Raw genomic sequence first — 18000 nt, 5'->3', positions numbered from 1 at the left:
GAGTGACATTCTCCACCAGTGAGATTTACGATCTCACCCATACGGGACCGGCGTGTACAGCCCCGCCGTCCCAGTCACATAGCGAGGAATCACATGAACATCGACGACCTGATCCTGGTGAGCATCGACGACCACGTCGTCGAGCCGCACAACATGTTCGACGGCCGGGTGCCGAGCAAGTGGGCCGAGGAGACGCCCCGGGTCGTGGTCGACGAGAAGGGCGTCGACCGGTGGATGTATCGCGGCCGGCCCACCGGCGTGGCGGGTCTCAACGCCGTGGTGTCGTGGCCACCGGAGGAATGGGGGCGCGATCCGGCCGGCTACGCCGAGATGCGCCCGGCCGTCTACGACATCCACGAGCGCATCAAGGACATGAACGCCAACGGCATTCACATGTCGATGTGTTTTCCCACCTTCGCCGGGTTCAGCGCGGGACACCTCAGCCACTTCAAGGACGAGATCACCGTCGCCATGATCCAGGCCTACAACGACTGGCACCTCGAGGACTGGGTCGGCGCGTACCCGGAGCGCTTCATTCCCAATGCCATTCTGCCGCTGTGGGATCCGGCCCTGGCCGTCGCGGAGATCGAGCGACTGGCCGCACGCGGCTGTCATTCGGTGACGATGGCCGAGCTGCCGCACATCGACGGGCTGCCCAGCTACCACGACGGCGAGTACTGGGGGCCGGTCTTCGCGGCCCTGTCCGATCACGACACGGTGATGAACCTGCACATCGGGCAGGGCTTCGGCGCCCTGCGGCTGGCCCCGAACGCGCCCATCGACAATCTGATGGTGCTCGCGCCGGGCATCTCCATGATCGCGGCGCAGGATCTGTTGTGGGGACCCGCTTTTCGCACATATCCGAAGCTCAAGGTGGCGCTGTCCGAGGGCGGCATCGGCTGGATCCCCTACTTCCTGGACCGCTCGGACCGGCACTACACCAATCAGCGCTGGCTGCGCCGCGACTTCGGCGGCAAGATGCCCAGCGAGGTCTTCCGGGAGCACGTGCTGGCCTGCTACGTCACCGACAAGACCGCGCTGAAAATGCGGCACGAGATCGGTATCGACACCATCGCCTGGGAATGCGACTATCCGCACTCGGATTCGCTGTGGCCCAACGCGCCCGAATTCGTCCTGGCCGAGCTCCAGGCCGCCGGCGCGGACGACACCGATATCGACAAGATCACCTGGCAGAACGCCTGCCGATTCTTCGGCATCGACCCGTTCGCGCGCACGCCGCGCGAGCAGGCCACCGTCGGCGCGCTCCGCGAGCGCGCCAAGGACGTCGACATCTCCACCCGATCGCGCAAGGAATACGCCGAGCTCTACGCCCAGCGCGCGCACTGACACACCTTCAGCACCCAGCTTCATCGATCGAAAGGAAAGTCCCGTGGGAAGAGTCGAGGGCAAGGTTGCCTTCATCACCGGGGCAGCCCGCGGCCAAGGCCGCAGCCACGCCGTCCGGCTGGCCGAGGAGGGCGCGGACATCATCGCGGTCGATATCTGCCGCGATATCGACAGCATCGGCTACTCGCTGTCCACCCCGGAGGATCTCGAGGAGACCGTCCGGCTGGTGGAGAAGGCCGGGCGGCGGATCGTCGCCGAACCGGCGGACGTGCGCGACGCCGCGGCGCTGCGCGCCGTCCTCGAGCGCGGTGTGGCCGAATTCGGCCGCCTCGACACCGTGGTCGCCCAGGCGGGCATCGCCGGCATGAAGGGTCAGCCGCAGTGGCAGGCCTGGTCCGATGTCATCGACACCAATCTGGTCGGCGTCATCAATGCGGTGCAGGCCGCGCTCCCGCATCTCGCGGACGGCTCCTCCATCATCGCCACCGGCTCGGTCGCCGCGCTGATGGACGTCAGCAAGGTGGACCAGCCCGGCAAGGATCCGGGTGGCGTCGCGTACCTGGTCGCCAAGCGACTGCTGTCGCAGTACGTCCACGAAATCGCGACACACCTCGCGCCCAGGATGATCCGCGCCAATGTCGTGCATCCGACGAACTGCAATACCCCCATGCTGCAGAGCGAGCCGATGTACCGGTCCTTCCGGCCCGATCTCGAACACCCGACCCGCGCCGACGCCGAGCCCGCGTTCCACGTCCAGCAGGCGATGCCGGTGCCCTATGTCGAGCCGGAGGACATCACCAACACGGTGCTGTTCCTCGCGTCCGACGAATCTCGTTTCATCACCGGCTCCCAGATACGCGTCGACGCCGGCGGCTATCTGAAGTGGTACGACTACCACATCTGAAGGGAACGAAATCGTGAAAGTCCGAGTCGATCCGGACCGCTGCCAGGGGCACACACTGTGCGCCATGATCGCCCCGAAAGCCTTCGAGCTCAGCGAAATCGACGGCCACTCGTCTCCCGTCAGCGCAGACGTCCCCGCCGATCAGGAGGCCGAGGTGCGCGAAGCCGTGCATTCCTGCCCCGAGCGCGCGATCTCCATCAGCGAATAGAGGGCCGAGAATGACCACCGAGCGTAAACAGCCCAACTTCCATTTCGACCGGTTCGCGCCGGATTATCGCGACAACTTCCAGGCCATCACCGAGGAAATGCACGGGAAATGCCCTGTCGCCTGGACCGATACCCACGAGGGCCACTGGGTGGCCGCGGGCAATCGGGAGGTCTTCGAACTCTCCCGCTGCCCGCACACCTCCAACGACCATGACCCGCAAGGGGTTCGGCGTGGCTACCGGGGCATCAGCATCCCGCCCTCGCCCCGGGCGCGGGGTATCCGGGGCGGCATTCTGGAAATGGACGAACCCGAGCATCGCGAACTGCGCTCGGTGCTGAACCCCTATCTGTCCCCGGCCGCGGTGAAACGGTGGATACCGTTCATCGACGAGGTGGTGCGCGCCGCGATCGACGAGAAAATCGAGAGCGGGCGCATCGATTTCGTCGACGACCTGGCCAATATCGTCCCCGCGGTGCTGACGCTGGGCATGCTCGGCGTCCCGTTGCGCAAATGGGAGGTATACAACGAGCCGGTGCACGCGGCGGTCTACACCCATCCCGAGTCGGAAGACTATCCGCGCGTCGCGGAAATGCACCGCACCATGGGCATCGACCTGCTCACGAACATGGCCGAGGTCAAGGAGCGGCCGCGTCCCGGCTTGATCCACGCGGTCACCCAGGCGACCATGAACGGCGAACCACTGCCCGACATGGAAGCACTGGGCATGCTCGCACTACTCATCGGCGGCGGCTTCGACACCACCACCGCACTCACCGCGCACGCCCTGGAATGGCTCTCGCAGAATCCGGACGAGCGCGAAACCCTCAGCAAGGAACGCGACGACCTGCTCGACGCGGCCACCGAGGAGTTCCTGCGCTACTACACACCCGCGCCCGGCGACGGCCGCACCATCGCCGAGGACTGCGAGGTGGCCGGCAAACAGTTCGAGGAAGGCGATCGCGTCTGGCTGTCCTGGGCAATGGCCAACCGGGACCCCCAGGTCTTCCAGGACCCGGAGCGGCTCATCCTGGACCGGAAAGGCAACCGCCACTACAGCTTCGGTCTCGGCGTACACCGCTGCATCGGCTCCAACGTGGCTCGCACGGTCTTCAAACGCATGCTGGTGGCGGTATTCGACCGAATCCCGGACTACGTCTGCGACGCCGAGACCACAGTCCACTACGACACCATCGCGGTCATCCAGGGCATGCGGCACCTACCCGCCACCTTCACCCCGGGCCCACGCCTGGGCCCGGGCCTCGAGGAAACCCTGGAGAAATTGCAGAAGGTCTGCGACGAGCAGCGGCTCGCCGAACCGGTGACAGTGCACAGGGACGCCGCGCAGATCTGAGAACACGACCATGCGAGGAGGCGATGTGGCCGAAGCGTCAGGACGACCCTTGCCGCTGCTGACCCTGGACAACGAATTCTTCTGGACTTCCGGCGCGGACGGCCGGCTGCGGATTCAGGAGTGCGGGTCTTGCGCGGCGCTGATCCACCCACCGCAACCGGTGTGCCGCTACTGCCGCGGCCACGAACTGGGGGTGCGGGCCGTCTCGGGCTTCGCCACACTGGCCGGATTCACCGTCAACGAGCGGTTCGGCGGGCCCGGGTTGCCCGCGCCCTACGTCGTGGCACAGGTTGCGCTGGAGGACGACCCGCGAGTCCGGCTGACCACCAATGTGATCGACTGCGACCCGGCCGATCTCGTGCTGGGCATGCGGGTCGAGGTGGCCTTCCACGCCGACGGCGACGTCTGGCTGCCCCTGTTCCGGCCGGTCGCCGACCAGCCCGACCCGGCGCCGCTGCCGGTCGACGAGATCGCGCCGCAGGAGATGTGGCGCGAGGTCCGCCCGATGATCCGGCAGCGAAAATTCGAGGACGAGGTCGCGCTGACCGGCGTCGGCATGTCCGAGATCGGGCGCAGGCTCATGGTGCCACCGCTACAGCTGACGGTGCGCGCCTGCGAACGCGCGGTCGCCGACGCCGGGCTCACCATGGCCGACATCGACGGTCTCTCCTCCTATCCCGGCGGCGGCAACCTCGGCGGCTTCGCCGAAGGCGGGGTCACGGCCCTCGAAGCCGCGCTCGGCATCCGGCCCACCTGGCACAACGGCGGCATCGAGACCTTCGGTCCCGGTGGCTCGGTCATCGCGGCCATGCTGGCGGTCGCGGGTGGGCTGGCCCAGCACGTCTTGTGCTTCCGTACCGTCTGGGAGGCCACCTTCAACGAGCTGATGCGCAGCGGCCGCGTCACCCCGTCCGGCGGCCGCAGCACCGGCTGGATGGCGCCGTTCGGGGCCACCTCCGCCGCGCACACCCTGGCCCAGAACGCCCAGCGGCACTTCCACCGCTATGGCACCACCCGCGAAACACTCGGCTGGATCGCGCTCAACCAGCGCGCCAACGCCGAACTCAATCCCGCCGCGGTGTACCGGGATCCGATGTCGATGGCGGACTATCTCGCGGCACGCACCATCACCACACCGTTCGGCCTCTACGACTGCGACGTCCCCTGCGACGGCGCGGTCGCGGTGATCGTCTCGGCCCGCGACGCGGCGCGCGACCTGCCCAAGCCGCCGGTACTGGTGGAGGCCGTCGGCACCCAGATCATCGAGCGGATCGAATGGGATCAGAGCACTCTGACCCACGAGCCGCAGGTGCTCGGTCCGGCCGCGCACCTGTGGACGCGAACCACTTTGCGCCCCAGCGATGTCGACGTCGCCGAGCTCTACGACGGCTTCACCTTCAACTGCCTGTCCTGGATCGAGGCGCTCGGCTTCTGCGGGATCGGCGAGGCCGGCGACTTCCTCGAGGGCGGGAAGAACATCGCGCGAGACGGCTTGCTGCCGTTGAACACCCACGGCGGTCAGCTCTCCCACGGTCGCACCCACGGCATGGGTCTGCTGCACGAGGCGGTCACGCAGCTGCGCGGCGAAGCCGGGGACCGGCAGGTCCCGGGCGCCCAGGTCGGCGTGGTCTCGAGCGGCGGCCTCACCCCGGGCGGCGCGATCCTGCTCCGCGGCGACACCTGACGCCGGCCCGCGCACCAATCACGTGGACAAGGACTGCAAATGAACCTCGCGAGCACCGCCGACCAGCGGCTCTTCCAGGAGACCACGCGAGATTTCCTCGCCGGCACGGTCCCGCTCACCACCGTGCGCGCGCTCGGCGAGAGTGGCACCGGGCTGGATCGCGACTGGTGGCGACGCGGAGCCGAGCTGGGGTGGACCGCGCCGCTGGTACCCGAAACCCTGGGCGGGGGCAGCGTTTCCGGCCGTCCACTGACCGAACTCGCCGGTATCGCCGAGGAATTCGGCCGGGCCTGCGCGCCCGGCCCCCTCGCCGCTACCAGCGCGGCGCTCACCGGATTGGCACGCGCGGGTGCGCGATTCGCGGAGCAGATAGGCGCGATCGTCGCCGGTGCCGCGATAGCCACCTGGGCGGTCTATGAACCCGGCCGCGGGCTCGACCTGAGCGTTCCGGGCTGCCTGGCCGCGCCCGAAGGCGACGGCTACCGATTGACCGGGATCAAGGATCGCGTCGAATACGGGTCGGACGCCGATCTATTTCTGGTGACGGCGCACAGCCCCCACGGGCCGGTGCAGTTGCTCGTACCCGCGACCGCGCCCGGAGTGCGCGTCACACCCACCTGGACCCTGGATCTGGTCCGAACCACGGCGCGTGTCGAATTCGCCAGTGTCGCTGTCGAATCCGCGGCAGTGATGCAGCACGGCCCGGCCGCCGCGGCAGCCGCCCGCGCCCAGTTGCAGGTGGCGTCCACCCTGACCGCCCTCGAGATGACCGGCGCCACCGAGCGCGCCTTCGACGCCACTGTCGCGTGGATGTTCGACCGCTACACCTTCGGCCGGCCGCTGGCGTCCTATCAGGCGCTCAAGCATCGGATGGCCGACAACAAGACCTGGCTCGAAGCCTGCCGCGCGACCGCGTGGGCCGCCGCCGCGGCGTGGGACGACGCCGTCGAATCCGCCGCCGAAGCCGCCGCGGTCGCGAAAGCCTATGTGGGAGATCGCTCCCCGGTAATCGTGCAGGACTGCGTGCAGCTGCACGGCGGGATCGGGGTCACCTGGGAACACGACCTGCACCTGTACCTGCGGCGCGTCACCCTCGGCCGCGCCCTGTACGGCACGCCCGAGGAACAGTATCGCCGCATCACCGAATTCTTGGAGCAGACCGCCGCATGAGCACCACCGAGATCGAACCCGTCGCGGACTTCCGCGAACGCGCCCGGCGCTGGCTGAAGGACACCCTCGAACCCACGACCAAGTCTTATACCGGTGCGGACGACGACGCGATCTGGGAGCGCGCTCGCGAATTGCAGCTCCTCCTGAACGAGGGCGGTTTCGCCGGTATCTGCTTCCCGAAAGCCTATGGCGGGCAAGGGCTCACGCCAGCCCATCAGCGCGCCTTCACCGACGAGTCGCTCGGCTACGAGATGCCGCTGGTGCTCAACGTGCCCACCCTCGCCATCTGCGCGGCCACCATCCTGGACCTGGGCACCGAGGAGCAGAAACGCGCCCACCTGCCGGCGGTCCTGCGCGGCCAGGAGATTCTGTCGCAGTTCCTGTCCGAACCGCGCGGCGGCTCGGATCTGGCCGGTCTCACCACCCGCGCGGACCGCGACGGGACGGAATGGCTCCTCAACGGCTCCAAAATCTGGAGTTCCGGCGCTTACGGCGCCGACTACGGCCTGTGCCTGGCGCGCACGAACTGGGAGGTACCCAAACACGATGGGCTCACCTTGTTCCTGGTGCCGTGCCACGCGCCCGGTGTGACGATCCAGCGCATCAAGCAGGTCACCGGGTCGACCGAGTTCTGTCAGGAGTTCTTCGACGATGTGCGACTGTCGGCCGATTCGGTGCTCGGTGAGGTGAACGGCGGCTGGGCCGCCACACAGCGGCTGCTCAACCACGAGCGCGCTGCGGTCGGCGGCACCTCGCCGTATACCAGCGGCGCACGACCACATCTGGGCGGCGACGTCACCGCCCTGGTCGAACTGGCACGCGCCGTGGGCGGAATCGAGGACCCTCGCGTCCGGGAGGACATCGGCGCGGCCCGCGCCCGCAGCATCGTCCGGGATCAACTCATCGCCCACGTCTCCCAGGCCATCGCGTCAGGCGTCATGCCGCCCACCGCAGGCTCGCTGGTGCGCGTATTCAGCGCCGAGAACGCTGGGCTCCAGGCGGATACGGCGATAAAGATCGCAGGGGCCGCAGCCGCCACCGCGGGCACACATGATCCCGACCACCGAATCGGCTCGGACTACCTGTTCCGCGCGGCTTGGAGCCTGGCAGGCGGCAGCACCGAAATGTCTCGCAACATCATCAGCGAACGCCTGCTGGGCATGCCGAGAGAACACGCAGCCGACCGCGGCATACCGTTCAACCAGGTAAAACACGGTCGCTAACACTTCAGCCGCAGAAAAATCCCCGCCTTCTCGAGAAATTCCTGGAACGTCCCCACAACGGGGCACCCGTCGACGCGGTCAGCATCCGGCTGAGACCAGAGTAGTAAGTCCGGTAGGGCAGTCAACGCAACCCATCATTTCGGTTGCAACCCCGTACCACAGTGCTCGGGGAGACTGCACCGGCCCGTGATGTCCTGCCCACACCCCCAATGGCCCAGGCTCGATTGGGCAACCACCCGTCCGGGGTTTACACCCCAATAATTTTGGTTACGCCGAGAGCCCTACCGGGCTTGGCGATCACCTCGGGATGCGAATGCCGAACGGGACCTCGGTGGCCCGCTGTGGTCCGGTTGAAGACAACGACAAGAATTTTAATTTGTTGCATAACAACGTTTTTCGTTCACTTGTCCAGTGTGAAGAGGTCGAATTCAGACCAGATTTTCGATAGCTTCCGGCTCTGGCCGACGGTAGAATTGGCACATGCGTTCGAGCGATGAGGCAGCATCGGAACCACGGGTCACCGACCCGTTGGTCGATGCTGTCGCCGAGTTGCTCGATGCCTCCCTGGTGGCGTTGACCGATGCGGGCGTGCTGGATGCGATGCGGGATGTCGAGCAGGCCAAGCGGCAGCTTGCCGCCGTCGAGCATCGCTTGCTTGTGGCTGCCGACGAGCGAAACCTGACGTACCACACCGGGGCCGGGACGCTGAAGAAGCTGTTGACCCAAACTCTGCGGATCTCGCATCCCGACGCCGCCGCCCGGGTCGCGGCCGCCAAAACTCTCGGCACCTGGCACGACATGGCGGGCGCCGAAGTCCAAGCCTTGCACCCGGTCACCGCTGCCGCGCAGGCCGACGGCGCGATCTCGACCGACCATGTTCGCGAGATCGCGAAGGTGCTGAAGCAGATCCCCGGATCCACCGCCAACGCCGGTTTCGAAGCCGCCGAGCAGATCCTGGGTGAAGCCGCCCGGCAGGTGCTGCCCGAAGACATCACCAAGATCGGCCGCGACATCCTCGCCCGCCTCGATCCCGACGGCACACTCACCGACGATCGCGATCGGCAGCGCCGACGCGCCCTGCGGATCGGCAGCCAGCGCGGCGATGGAATGTCGCCGATCAGCGGCGAGATCACCCCGACCCTGCGCGCCCTCCTGGACCCGGTCATCGCGAAGATGGGCCGACCCGGCATGAACAACCCCGATGATCCCGAAAGCCCCACCGGCAGTGCCGAAAACACCGGTCGTGATGTCCTCGACGCGGCAGCCCGGCGGGACACCCGCAGCTCCGCGCAACGTACACACGACGCCATGGTCGCGCTGCTGTCCCCCGGCGTCGACCCGGCCGAGCTCGGTTCACATCGTGGGCTGCCGGTCTCGACGATTTTGTCGATCTCGGTCGACGATATCGAATCCGCCGCCGGGGTCGCGACCACCGCGACCGGCGGCACCGTCCCGATGACCGATGCACTGGCGCTGGCCGAACGTGCGCTGCCTTGGCTGGTGGTGTTCGATCACGCCGGAGTCCCCTTGCATTTGGGTCGCACGAAACGTCTCGCCTCACCGGGTCAGCGAATGGCATTGATCGCCGCCCTGCACGGCTGCACCCGTCCGGGTTGCGAGGCGCCCGCGAGTTTGTGTGCGGTCCACCATGTCACCGACTGGACCAAGAACGGATCCACCGACATCGGCAACCTGACTTTGGCGTGCGACCGCTGCCACGCCCTGGTCCACGACGGGCCCGGCGGGTGGCAAACCATCGTCATGGATTCGGCCTCGGACCACCCCGGCCGCACCGGATGGATCCCACCACCGCACATCGACCCGACCCGAACCCCACGGGTGAACCACCGCCACCACACCAGCGAACTCCTCGCCACAACCCTGGCACACCTCCACACCGCCAAGGAACAGTCGCGCGACCACCGCCGCTGGCTACGCGAACAACAACTGCAGCCGGCCGCCTGACAGGCGGAGGTTCACGCGCGCACGTCGCAGAACGGGGCTGCGCCTCGGCTGTTCTCAGTGATTCGCCTGCTTCATTCGTTCCAGGTCCACCAGAATCGGGAACCCGTTGACGCTCAACGCATTTCCGTGCCCGGTTTGGTGGATGTCGAACACCGACTGGATCGCGGCATAGAAGCCCTGGATATCGAGCGTCTGATTTACCGCGCGCTTGGCCTGTCGCAGGCCGAAAGCGGGCATCGCCGCGATCTGCCGCGCCAACGCCAACGCTTCCGCGTCCAGTTCCGCGCGCGGCACCACCTTGTTCACCATGCCGAACCGCTCGGCCTCGGCCCCGCTCACCGACCGGCCTGTGAACAGCATCTCCTTCGCCTTGCGTGGCCCCAGTTCCCACGTGTGCCCGTGGTATTCGACACCGCCGATACCCATGAGCACCACCGGATCGGAGAATTGCGCGTCGTCGGCGGCGATGATCAGGTCGCACGGCCAGCACAGCAGCAGCCCGCCCGCGATACAGCGGCCCTGCACCGCGGCGATGGATGGCTTCGGCACATTCCGCCAGCGCAGCGAGTATTCCAGGTAGCGGCGCGATTCGATCGCGTAGAGCGACTCCAGCGTGATCTTGTCGGGCCGGGGCGCGGCGCCCTTGATGTCGTGACCGGAGGAGAAGTGCTTGCCCGCGGCGCGCAGCAGAATAACCGCGACCTCGTCGTCGGCGGCGGCACGCTGCCAGGCGGCGTCGAGTTCGTCCAGCAGCGCCGCATTCTGCGCGTTGGCCACCTCGGGCCGGTTCAGTGTGATCGTCGCTACCTGGTCAGCGACCTCGTAGTGAATATTCATCGGGAGCTCCTCATAGCACAGCTGCGACCACTGTCGTATGCAACAATCGGAGAATTAGATTCTCTCAGTACGCAATCAAGGATCTCATAGGTGCAGGAGCGAAGCGACCGTGACCACCAGTCCAACCGACGAGCCCGCCTGGAAACAGCGGGCCGTCGAACGCTCGCTGCGCACCGCCAAGCTGCGCGCGGAGCTGCGCGTACAGCGCTTTCTCGACGCCGCTCGCGCGATCATCACCGAAAAGGGCACCACCGACCTCACCGTCCAAGAGGTCGTCGATCGGTCCCGCCAGTCCCTGCGCAGCTTCTACCTCCAATTCGACGGCAAACATGAGCTGCTGCTCGCCCTGTTCGAAGACGCCCTCAACCAGTCCGCCGACCAGATCCGCGTCGACACCGCCGACACCGCGTCGCCCCTGGACCGGCTGCGGATCGCCGTCGAGCTGCTGTTCGAACGCTGCCGCCCCGACCCCGAGACCCAGCGTCCACTGTTCACCGATTTCGCGCCGCAGTTGCTCGCCACCCACCCGGCCCAGGTCAAGATCGCGCACACCGGCCTGCTGGCACTGTTCACCGAGCTGATGACCCAGGCCCAAGCGGCAGGCGCCGTGCGCGCCGACATCACACCGCGCCGGATGGCGGCCCTGGTCATGCAGACCGTCATGTTCACGGCCCAATCGCCCGGAAATCCCGATCGCAACGGTCCCCAGGCGATCACCGCCGACGAGGTATGGGATCTGTGCGCACGGGGCGTCTCACGTCAGGAGTGACTATGCCGACCACCGGAAAGCCGTATCGGGTGGCGCAGTGGGCCACCGGCACCATCGGCCTGCGCGCACTTCGCGCGGCGCTCGACCATCCGGAACTGGCGCTGGCCGGACTGTATTCGCATTCGCCCGCGAAAATCGGTCGCGACGCGGGCGACCTGTGCGGACTGCCCGCCACCGGAATCCGGGCTACCGACAGTCTGGCGGCCATCCTCGAACTGGGCGTCGACTGCGTGCTCTACATGCCGCGCGCGTTCGACCAGGAGACAGTGCTCGCCCTCCTGTCCGCCGGCACGAATGTGGTGACCACGTGCGGACTGTTCCATCACCCGCCGAGCATGGATCCCGCCCTGCGCACGCGCATCGAGGCGGCGTGCGCGACCGGCGGCTCCTCGATCCACAGCACGGGCTCCAGCCCGGGCTTCATCACCGAGGCACTGCCTTTGACGCTAGCGTCGGTCCAGCGCCGCGTCGACAGCCTGACCATCGACGAATACGCCGACCTCTCCCAGCGCGACTCCCCCGCAATGCTTTTCGAAGTCATGGGCTTCGGGCAAGCCCCCGCCGACTTCGACCAGGCCCGTGCCGACCACCTCGGCGCCGGCTTCGGCCCGTCGCTACGCCTGCTCGCCGACGCATTCGGCATCCCCGTCGACACCGTCACCGCACACGGCCGGACAGCCACCGCCCGCCACCGAACCACCATTGCCGCCGGCACGATCGAAGCGGGAACCGTCGCCGCGCAACAGATCACAGTCACAGCGCACTCGTACGGACAGGCCGCCCTGCGCTTCCGTGCCACCTGGTACTGCACCACCGACCTCGACACCGATTGGCCCCTCCGCGAGACCGGATGGCACCTCGAGCTCGCCGGCGACGCCCCCTTGGACATCGACATCCGCTTCCCGATTCCCTTGACCCGCATGGCCGAGACCGCCCCCGGCTACACCGCCAACCGCGCGGTCAACGCCGTCCCCGCCCTCTGCGCCGCACCGCCGGGCATCCGCACCACCATGGACCTCCCGCACCTCGTAGGTGCGTGGTGACAACCGGCGCTGCCCAGATCGCAGCGATCCACACTGGCCTGCTGCACGGGGGATTGGACCTGTCCCCGACCGGAGTGCCCCGAACGCCCCTGATCGTTGTCGAACTCGATGATCTCGCGGTGGCCGGGCGGGCGACCATCGCGCGCGCCGCCGCCCTGCTTCGGGAGAGTCTCCCGCTGACGGTGGGTCTGCTCCGGCGACCACTCACCGCTGCGGTCGAGCCGCTGCTCGACGCGCTGACCATGACACTCGGCGATGTTCGGGTGCGCACCGGCACGCCGGAGGACTGTCTCTCGCGCGAAGTGGTGCCGGTACTCGATGTCGATGCGGCACTGCAACAGCTGAGGGCCGCTGTCGCACACGCACCCCAGGCGGCGCTGGCTTGCGAACACCTGCTGAGACGGACCAGCACCGTGGACACCACCTCCGCACTGGCCGCAGAGGCGGCGGTGTATTCGATGTTGCTGGGCGGGAGCGAATTCGCGCGCTGGTCGAACGAGCGCGACGCGACCCGGCGGGCCCGCACACCAGAGCGCGGCCCACTGCGGCCAGGCCGCTCAGACCCCGGAGACGACCTGGTGCGGATGCGGCGGGAGGCCAGCACGCTCACGATCATGCTGAACCATCCGTCACGGCGTAATGCGCTCAGCGTAAGGCTGCGGGAAGAACTACTCGCGGCTCTGGCAGTCGCCGAGTCGGACTCCGGGATCGACGCCGTAGAGTTCACCGGTGCCGGGCCGGCCTTCTGTAGCGGCGGCGACCTGGCCGAGTTCGGTGCGGCCACGGATCCGGTCGCCGCCTATCTGGTGCGATTGGACCGCGCGCCGTGGCGGGTGCTGGATCGGATCTCCGGCCGGCTGACCGCCCGGGTACATGGCGCGTGCATCGGCGCCGGCGCCGAAATGGCGGCGTTCGCGGGGGAAGTCGTTGCGGCACCGGATACTTGGTTCCGCTTTCCGGAGGTCGCGATGGGGCTCATCCCCGGCGCCGGCGGCACGGTGAGCGTGCCGCGCCGCATCGGACGGTGGCGTGCGGCGTGGCTCATGATGAGCGGAGCCCGACTGTCCGCCCCCGAGGCACTGCGGTGGGGCCTGGTCGACCAGGTCACCGGAACACCAGGCTGACCTATGGGGAATACGTTGCGGCGCATCTACACTGACGCCAGCCATCCAGCGCAGACCGACCCTGCCGCCGAGGATCCGGCACCGCGATCTGATCCCGCGCCGGCGTCGAGTGACTCTCGAGGCTGCCCCGTCATGAGCTGGGCGGCATCGGGCGGCATGGCGCTTACCGGCCACCGCGACAAGGCACCGGCCTTGTCACCCGCACCCGCCTTCGAGTTACTGGGTGCGGCGTCGCGCGCACTGTCCGAGGTGACCGGACAGGCGGGCAACGAAGTGGTGATCGACCCGGCGGCAACAGTTTTCGGGCGCGCCGGTTGGTCCGGGCGCGGACGCGACGGCAGGCAGTCCGTCGGGGGCACGAGCAGAATCCTCCGGACGGCCGACGGCTGGTGCGCGGTGACCCTGTCCCGGCCCGACGATCACGCGGCGATTCCGGCGATACTCGGTGCGGCGCCGAAGTCGGATGCCTGGACCGCGCTCGCCACAGCGGCCCGCCTGTGGTCGGCGAAGGATTTGGTCGACCGTGCTCAATTGCTCGGCGTACCAGCCGCGGTCGTGCCGCCGAGATCGTCAGTTCCGTCGCGGCCACGGTTCCGGGCCGCTGTGGCGCCCGGCGCCGAGTGTTCGTCGGCACTGCGAGCGGATATGCCGCTCGGGCCGCACATCGAGGTTCCGTGGCGGACTTCTCGCATTGCCGCGGTGGATCCCGCTGCCAGCCTGCGGGGTTGCCTCGTGGTCGATCTCTCGGCGTTGTGGGCGGGGCCGTTGTGTGCGCGATTGCTCGGGTCGGCGGGTGCCCGGGTGGTGAAGGTGGAGAGTGTGCATCGGCCGGACGCGTTCCGGGCCGGGAATCCGGAGTTGTACCGGTGGCTGCACGACGGGCACGAGTTCCGGTGCGTTGATTTCCGAAGTGCCGCTGGGCGTGCGGAATTGGCGGCGTTGATTGCGGCGGCGGATGTGGTGATCGAGGCGTCCCGGCCGCGAGCGCTGGCGCAGCTCGGGCTCGCGCCGGCGGACGTGGCGCATCGGCCCGGGCGGGTGTGGCTGAGTCTGACGGGGTACGGCCGGGGCGAACCGATGCGGGTCGCCTTCGGTGACGACGCCGCGGCGGCGGGCGGTCTGGTCGGCTGGTGCGGTGACGAGCCGGTGTTCTGCGGCGATGCGATCGCTGATCCGCTGTCCGGGATCTGTGCGGCGCTCGCAGTCGCGACCGCGGTGCGCGCGGGTGGGGGCGTGTTGATCGATCTGTCTATGCGCGCTACCGCGGCGGCGTTCGCGGCGGCGCCGGAGGTCGCTCACGGGCCGCATCGGGTCGTGCCGGACGGCAAGGAATGGGTCGTGGACTGCGCTGCCCACGGACTCACCCAGCGTGTCCTTCCGCCGCCGATCCCGGACCGGTATCCCTTGCCGCCGAGCGGTATTCGATGCTGATCCGGCGGGCCCGGATCTTCGGCAGCCGACATACCGATGTCCGTTCGGCCGGGGGGCGGATAGTCGAATGCGGAACAGCCTTGCGTCCGTTGCCCGGCGAGGACGATATCGACGCGCGCGGCGGATGGTTGCTGCCTGGATTGCACGACCACCACATCCATCTGCGGGCCCTCGCCGCATGCGCCGATTCGGCCGACCTGGGCCCGGAGCGGATCTCCGGTCTAGACGGTCTGACCGGCGAGCTCCGCCGTCTGGACGCGGAACTTCCTGCCGGGCAGTGGATTCGGGGCATCGGGTATCACGAGTCGGCCGCTGGGGCTCTGGATCGGTCAGTGCTCGACCGCGCCCTGCCCGATCGCCCGCTCCGGATACAGCATCGCAGCGGGGCGCTGTGGATGCTGAATTCAGCCGCCGCTGCCGCGATCGATCTCCCTGGGTGCGCGGCCCCCGGCGTCGAACGTGATGCGGCCGGGCAGGTAACCGGCCGGTTGTGGCGCATGGATTCCTGGCTGGGCGTGCGAATCCCGACGGTGCCTCTGGATCTCGCCGCGCTCAGCAGCCGGGCCGCACAGTGCGGGATCACCGGATTCACCGATGCCACACCGGGGCTGGCACAGCACGAGGTGTCGGGACTGGCGGCGGCGGTGGCCGATGGCCGGATCACACAGCGGCTGCACTGCATGGCTCCCCCGTCGATCAGCGATCCACAGATCGAGCGTTTCACGCTCGGGCCCACCAAGATCCTGCTGGACGACGCCACCCTTCCGAGATTCGATGATCTCGCCGGCGTCCTCCGCGCGGCGCATGCCGCGGGCCGCCCGGTCGCCGTGCACTGCGTGACCCGCGTGCAACTGATCCTCACCCTCGCGGCACTCGACAGCGCGGGCGCGCGCCGGGGTGACCGAATCGAGCACGGCGCGATCGTCCCGGATTCGGTGCTGGACCACCTGCGAGCGTTGGCGCTGACCGTGGTGACACAGCCACACTTCCCCGTCGAACGCGCGGCCCAGTACGCACGCGAGGTGCCGGACGAGGATCAGGCAGACCTGTGGCGACTGGGGACGCTGCTGGACGCCGGAGTCGCGGTCGCGGCCGGGACGGACGCGCCGTTCGGCGGGGCCGACCCGTGGCGAGTTATAGCAGCCGCCACCACGCGCGAGCCGAATGCGTCTGCTGTGGAGGCAGTTCCGTTGCTTCACGCGCTGCCACTTTTCTTCGGCCGAGCCGAGCAACCCGCGGTCCCGCGGACGGTGGCACCGGGCGCGGCTGCCGATCTCACTTTGCTGTCCGCCACTCCGGAGGACATCACCGCCCATCCGGCCGCCGGCGGCGGGTGCGTCACCGCCACCATCGTGGCCGGGCACCCGACGTATCTAGCCGAGCGGTGATCCGGGGCCCCCGAACCCCGCCAGTGGGCTTTCGTCGCAGGCTCGCGCCGGGATTCCCGGCATCCCGATCGCCACGCTCCCCCTCCTCGAGTGATCCTGTGAGGGGCGTGGCGCGCTGATGCGATCGGCGGCGAGCAAGGCCGACTCCCCGTGTCCGCGGACGCATTCCGGGTCCGGTCCGTCCAACGGCAGCCCGGTGAAGAATTTCGCTGCCATGCACCCGCCGCGGCAGCTGTCGAAGGCCGAGCAGGAGGTGCAGGCGCCACCGGTCTGGGGGCGGCGGAGGTCGGTGAAGCGCTCGGATTCGCGCCAGATTCGGGTGAAACCGCCCGCGGAGCGGATGTTTCCGGCCTTGAACTGGTCGTGGATGGCGAAGGGGCAGGCGTAGACGTCGCCGATCGGGTCGACCAGGCAGACCACGCGACCGGCACCGCACAGGTTCAGGCCCGGCAAGGCCTGTCCGTAGGCGGCGAGGTGGAAGAACGAGTCGCCGGTCAGCACCTGGTCGCCGTGGTCGAGCAGCCAGTCGTACAGCGTCCGTTGCTGTTCCGGCCGCAGGTGCAGGTCGTCCCAGCTGTCCGCGCCGCGACCGGAGGGCCGCAAGCGGGTGAGCCGCAACTGGGCGTCGAACAGGTCGGCGATGGCCAGGAGGCCGTCGAGCTGGTGCACATTGTGGCGGGTCATCACGACCGAGAGCTTGAAGCCGTCGGCGCCGGCGGAGGCCAGTAGCTCCATGGCCCGGATCGCGGTGGCGTACGAGCCTTTGCCGCGGACAGCGTCATTGACGGCCTCGGAGGCGCCGTCGAGGGAAATCTGCACGTCCACATAGCTGTTGGCAGCGATGCGGGCCGCCGCCGCGGGGTTGATTCGCACGCCGTTGGTGGAGAATTTGACGCCGACGTGGTGTTCGGTCGCGTAGTCGAGGATCTCCCAGAAGTCCGGGCGCACCGTAGGCTCGCCGCCGCCGATGTTCACATAGAACACCCGCATCCGTTCGAATTCGTCGATCAGCGCCAGGCATTCGGCCGTGCTCAGCTCCCGCGGATCCCGCCGCCCCGAGCTCGACAGGCAGTGCACGCAGGCCAGATTGCAGGCGTAGGTCAGTTCCCAGGTCAGGCAGATGGGTGCGTCCAGGCCGGATTGGAACTGCTCGACCAGTGGCAGCGGTGTGACCGTCATGCGACATCCTGCTTCCGGATCATCTCGGTGGCGGCCAGTCCGGCCAGGGCGTTGCGATAGGCGGGCAGATCGGCGGCGGTCACCCCGGCGAGCGCGCACGCCTGCCGCGCTGAGGCCGTCTCGCCCAGCGTCCGGACCACCTGGAACAGCACGGGGCTCTTCAGAAACGACAGCCGCCGGGTGCCGAAGTGGTACAGCAGTGCGCCGAACCGTTCCGGCCGGACCGAGACCTGCTCGGAGAGTTCCCAGGCGACGTCCAGTTCGAAGGTCCGCCGCGGATCAGTAGACACCGCACATTCCGTCGATCGAAACCTCTTCCACCAGGGTCTCCTCGACCAGCGAAGTATCTTCGCCGTCGAAAGTGTTGCTGCTCATAC

17 protein-coding genes are annotated in these 18000 nt (G+C 68.2%); 13 read left to right on the top strand and 4 right to left on the bottom strand.

The window, feature by feature from the left end:
* The first annotated feature begins 93 nt into the window (after window positions 1-93).
* The 8 genes from AB0H76_RS16420 to AB0H76_RS16385 all read left to right on the top strand — a co-directional run bounded on the left by AB0H76_RS16420 (window position 94) and on the right by AB0H76_RS16385 (window position 9852).
* Window positions 94-1347, top strand: coding sequence for an amidohydrolase family protein (locus AB0H76_RS16420; RefSeq protein ID WP_357323740.1), 1254 nt, complete (start codon window positions 94-96; stop codon window positions 1345-1347).
* Between the two features lie 43 nt (window positions 1348-1390).
* The gene (locus AB0H76_RS16415; RefSeq protein ID WP_357323738.1) at window positions 1391-2251 is read left to right on the top strand and encodes a mycofactocin-coupled SDR family oxidoreductase; all 861 of its coding nucleotides are present in this window, start codon (window positions 1391-1393) and stop codon (window positions 2249-2251) included.
* Window positions 2252-2264: 13 nt separating this feature from the next.
* Window positions 2265-2459, top strand: a complete 195-nt coding sequence (locus AB0H76_RS16410; protein WP_357323735.1) for a ferredoxin — start codon at window positions 2265-2267, stop codon at window positions 2457-2459.
* A 10-nt stretch (window positions 2460-2469) separates the two neighbouring features.
* Window positions 2470-3810, top strand: a complete 1341-nt coding sequence (locus AB0H76_RS16405) for a cytochrome P450 (RefSeq protein ID WP_357323732.1) — start codon at window positions 2470-2472, stop codon at window positions 3808-3810.
* Between the two features lie 25 nt (window positions 3811-3835).
* Window positions 3836-5494 (top strand): OB-fold domain-containing protein, encoded by a 1659-nt coding sequence (locus AB0H76_RS16400; protein ID WP_357323730.1) that lies wholly within the window; start codon window positions 3836-3838, stop codon window positions 5492-5494.
* Window positions 5495-5533: 39 nt separating this feature from the next.
* Entirely contained in the window at window positions 5534-6664 is a 1131-nt protein-coding gene (locus tag AB0H76_RS16395; protein ID WP_357323728.1) for an acyl-CoA dehydrogenase family protein, read from the top strand.
* Window positions 6661-7887, top strand: a complete 1227-nt coding sequence (locus AB0H76_RS16390; RefSeq protein WP_357323725.1) for an acyl-CoA dehydrogenase family protein — start codon at window positions 6661-6663, stop codon at window positions 7885-7887. Before AB0H76_RS16395 ends, AB0H76_RS16390 begins: the two co-directional genes overlap by 4 nt.
* Window positions 7888-8367: 480 nt before the next feature.
* Window positions 8368-9852 (top strand): DUF222 domain-containing protein, encoded by a 1485-nt coding sequence (locus AB0H76_RS16385; RefSeq protein WP_357323722.1) that lies wholly within the window; start codon window positions 8368-8370, stop codon window positions 9850-9852.
* 54 nt (window positions 9853-9906) lie between these two features.
* Here the strand turns inward: AB0H76_RS16385 and AB0H76_RS16380 are convergent, their stop codons facing one another.
* Complete coding sequence (locus AB0H76_RS16380; protein ID WP_357323720.1) at window positions 9907-10689, bottom strand: enoyl-CoA hydratase; 783 nt, start codon at window positions 10687-10689, stop codon at window positions 9907-9909.
* Between the two features lie 109 nt (window positions 10690-10798).
* Here AB0H76_RS16380 and AB0H76_RS16375 point away from each other — a divergent pair, with 109 nt between their 5' ends.
* The 5 genes from AB0H76_RS16375 to AB0H76_RS16355 all read left to right on the top strand — a co-directional run bounded on the left by AB0H76_RS16375 (window position 10799) and on the right by AB0H76_RS16355 (window position 16444).
* Window positions 10799-11458, top strand: coding sequence for a TetR/AcrR family transcriptional regulator (locus AB0H76_RS16375; RefSeq protein ID WP_357323717.1), 660 nt, complete (start codon window positions 10799-10801; stop codon window positions 11456-11458).
* A gap of 2 nt (window positions 11459-11460) precedes the next feature.
* Complete coding sequence (locus AB0H76_RS16370) at window positions 11461-12501, top strand: dihydrodipicolinate reductase (protein WP_357323714.1); 1041 nt, start codon at window positions 11461-11463, stop codon at window positions 12499-12501.
* Window positions 12498-13625, top strand: coding sequence for an enoyl-CoA hydratase/isomerase family protein (locus AB0H76_RS16365; RefSeq protein WP_357323711.1), 1128 nt, complete (start codon window positions 12498-12500; stop codon window positions 13623-13625). The genes AB0H76_RS16370 and AB0H76_RS16365 overlap by 4 nt, the downstream gene beginning before the upstream one ends.
* 132 nt (window positions 13626-13757) lie before the next feature.
* Window positions 13758-15056, top strand: coding sequence for a CoA transferase (locus AB0H76_RS16360; RefSeq protein ID WP_357323708.1), 1299 nt, complete (start codon window positions 13758-13760; stop codon window positions 15054-15056).
* 80 nt (window positions 15057-15136) lie between these two features.
* Window positions 15137-16444 (top strand): amidohydrolase family protein, encoded by a 1308-nt coding sequence (locus tag AB0H76_RS16355; protein ID WP_357323706.1) that lies wholly within the window; start codon window positions 15137-15139, stop codon window positions 16442-16444.
* Here the strand turns inward: AB0H76_RS16355 and mftC are convergent.
* From mftC to mftA, 3 genes are read right to left on the bottom strand one after another with little or no spacing between them, the layout of a single operon-like run.
* Entirely contained in the window at window positions 16430-17623 is a 1194-nt protein-coding gene (mftC, locus tag AB0H76_RS16350; RefSeq protein ID WP_357323703.1) for a mycofactocin radical SAM maturase, read from the bottom strand. The genes AB0H76_RS16355 and mftC overlap by 15 nt on opposite strands.
* On the bottom strand, window positions 17620-17913 hold the full coding sequence (gene mftB, locus AB0H76_RS16345; RefSeq protein ID WP_357323700.1) for a mycofactocin biosynthesis chaperone MftB: 294 nt from the start codon (window positions 17911-17913) through the stop codon (window positions 17620-17622). Before mftB ends, mftC begins: the two co-directional genes overlap by 4 nt.
* Complete coding sequence (gene mftA, locus AB0H76_RS16340; protein WP_357323697.1) at window positions 17903-17998, bottom strand: mycofactocin precursor MftA; 96 nt, start codon at window positions 17996-17998, stop codon at window positions 17903-17905. The genes mftB and mftA overlap by 11 nt, the downstream gene beginning before the upstream one ends.
* Window positions 17999-18000: the final 2 nt, after the last annotated feature.

This window comes from Nocardia sp. NPDC050712, assembly GCF_040654295.1.
Lineage (GTDB): Bacteria > Actinomycetota > Actinomycetes > Mycobacteriales > Mycobacteriaceae > Nocardia.
Note: the sequence above shows the minus strand (reverse complement) of the source record. Positions and strands in the feature narration are given on the sequence as shown.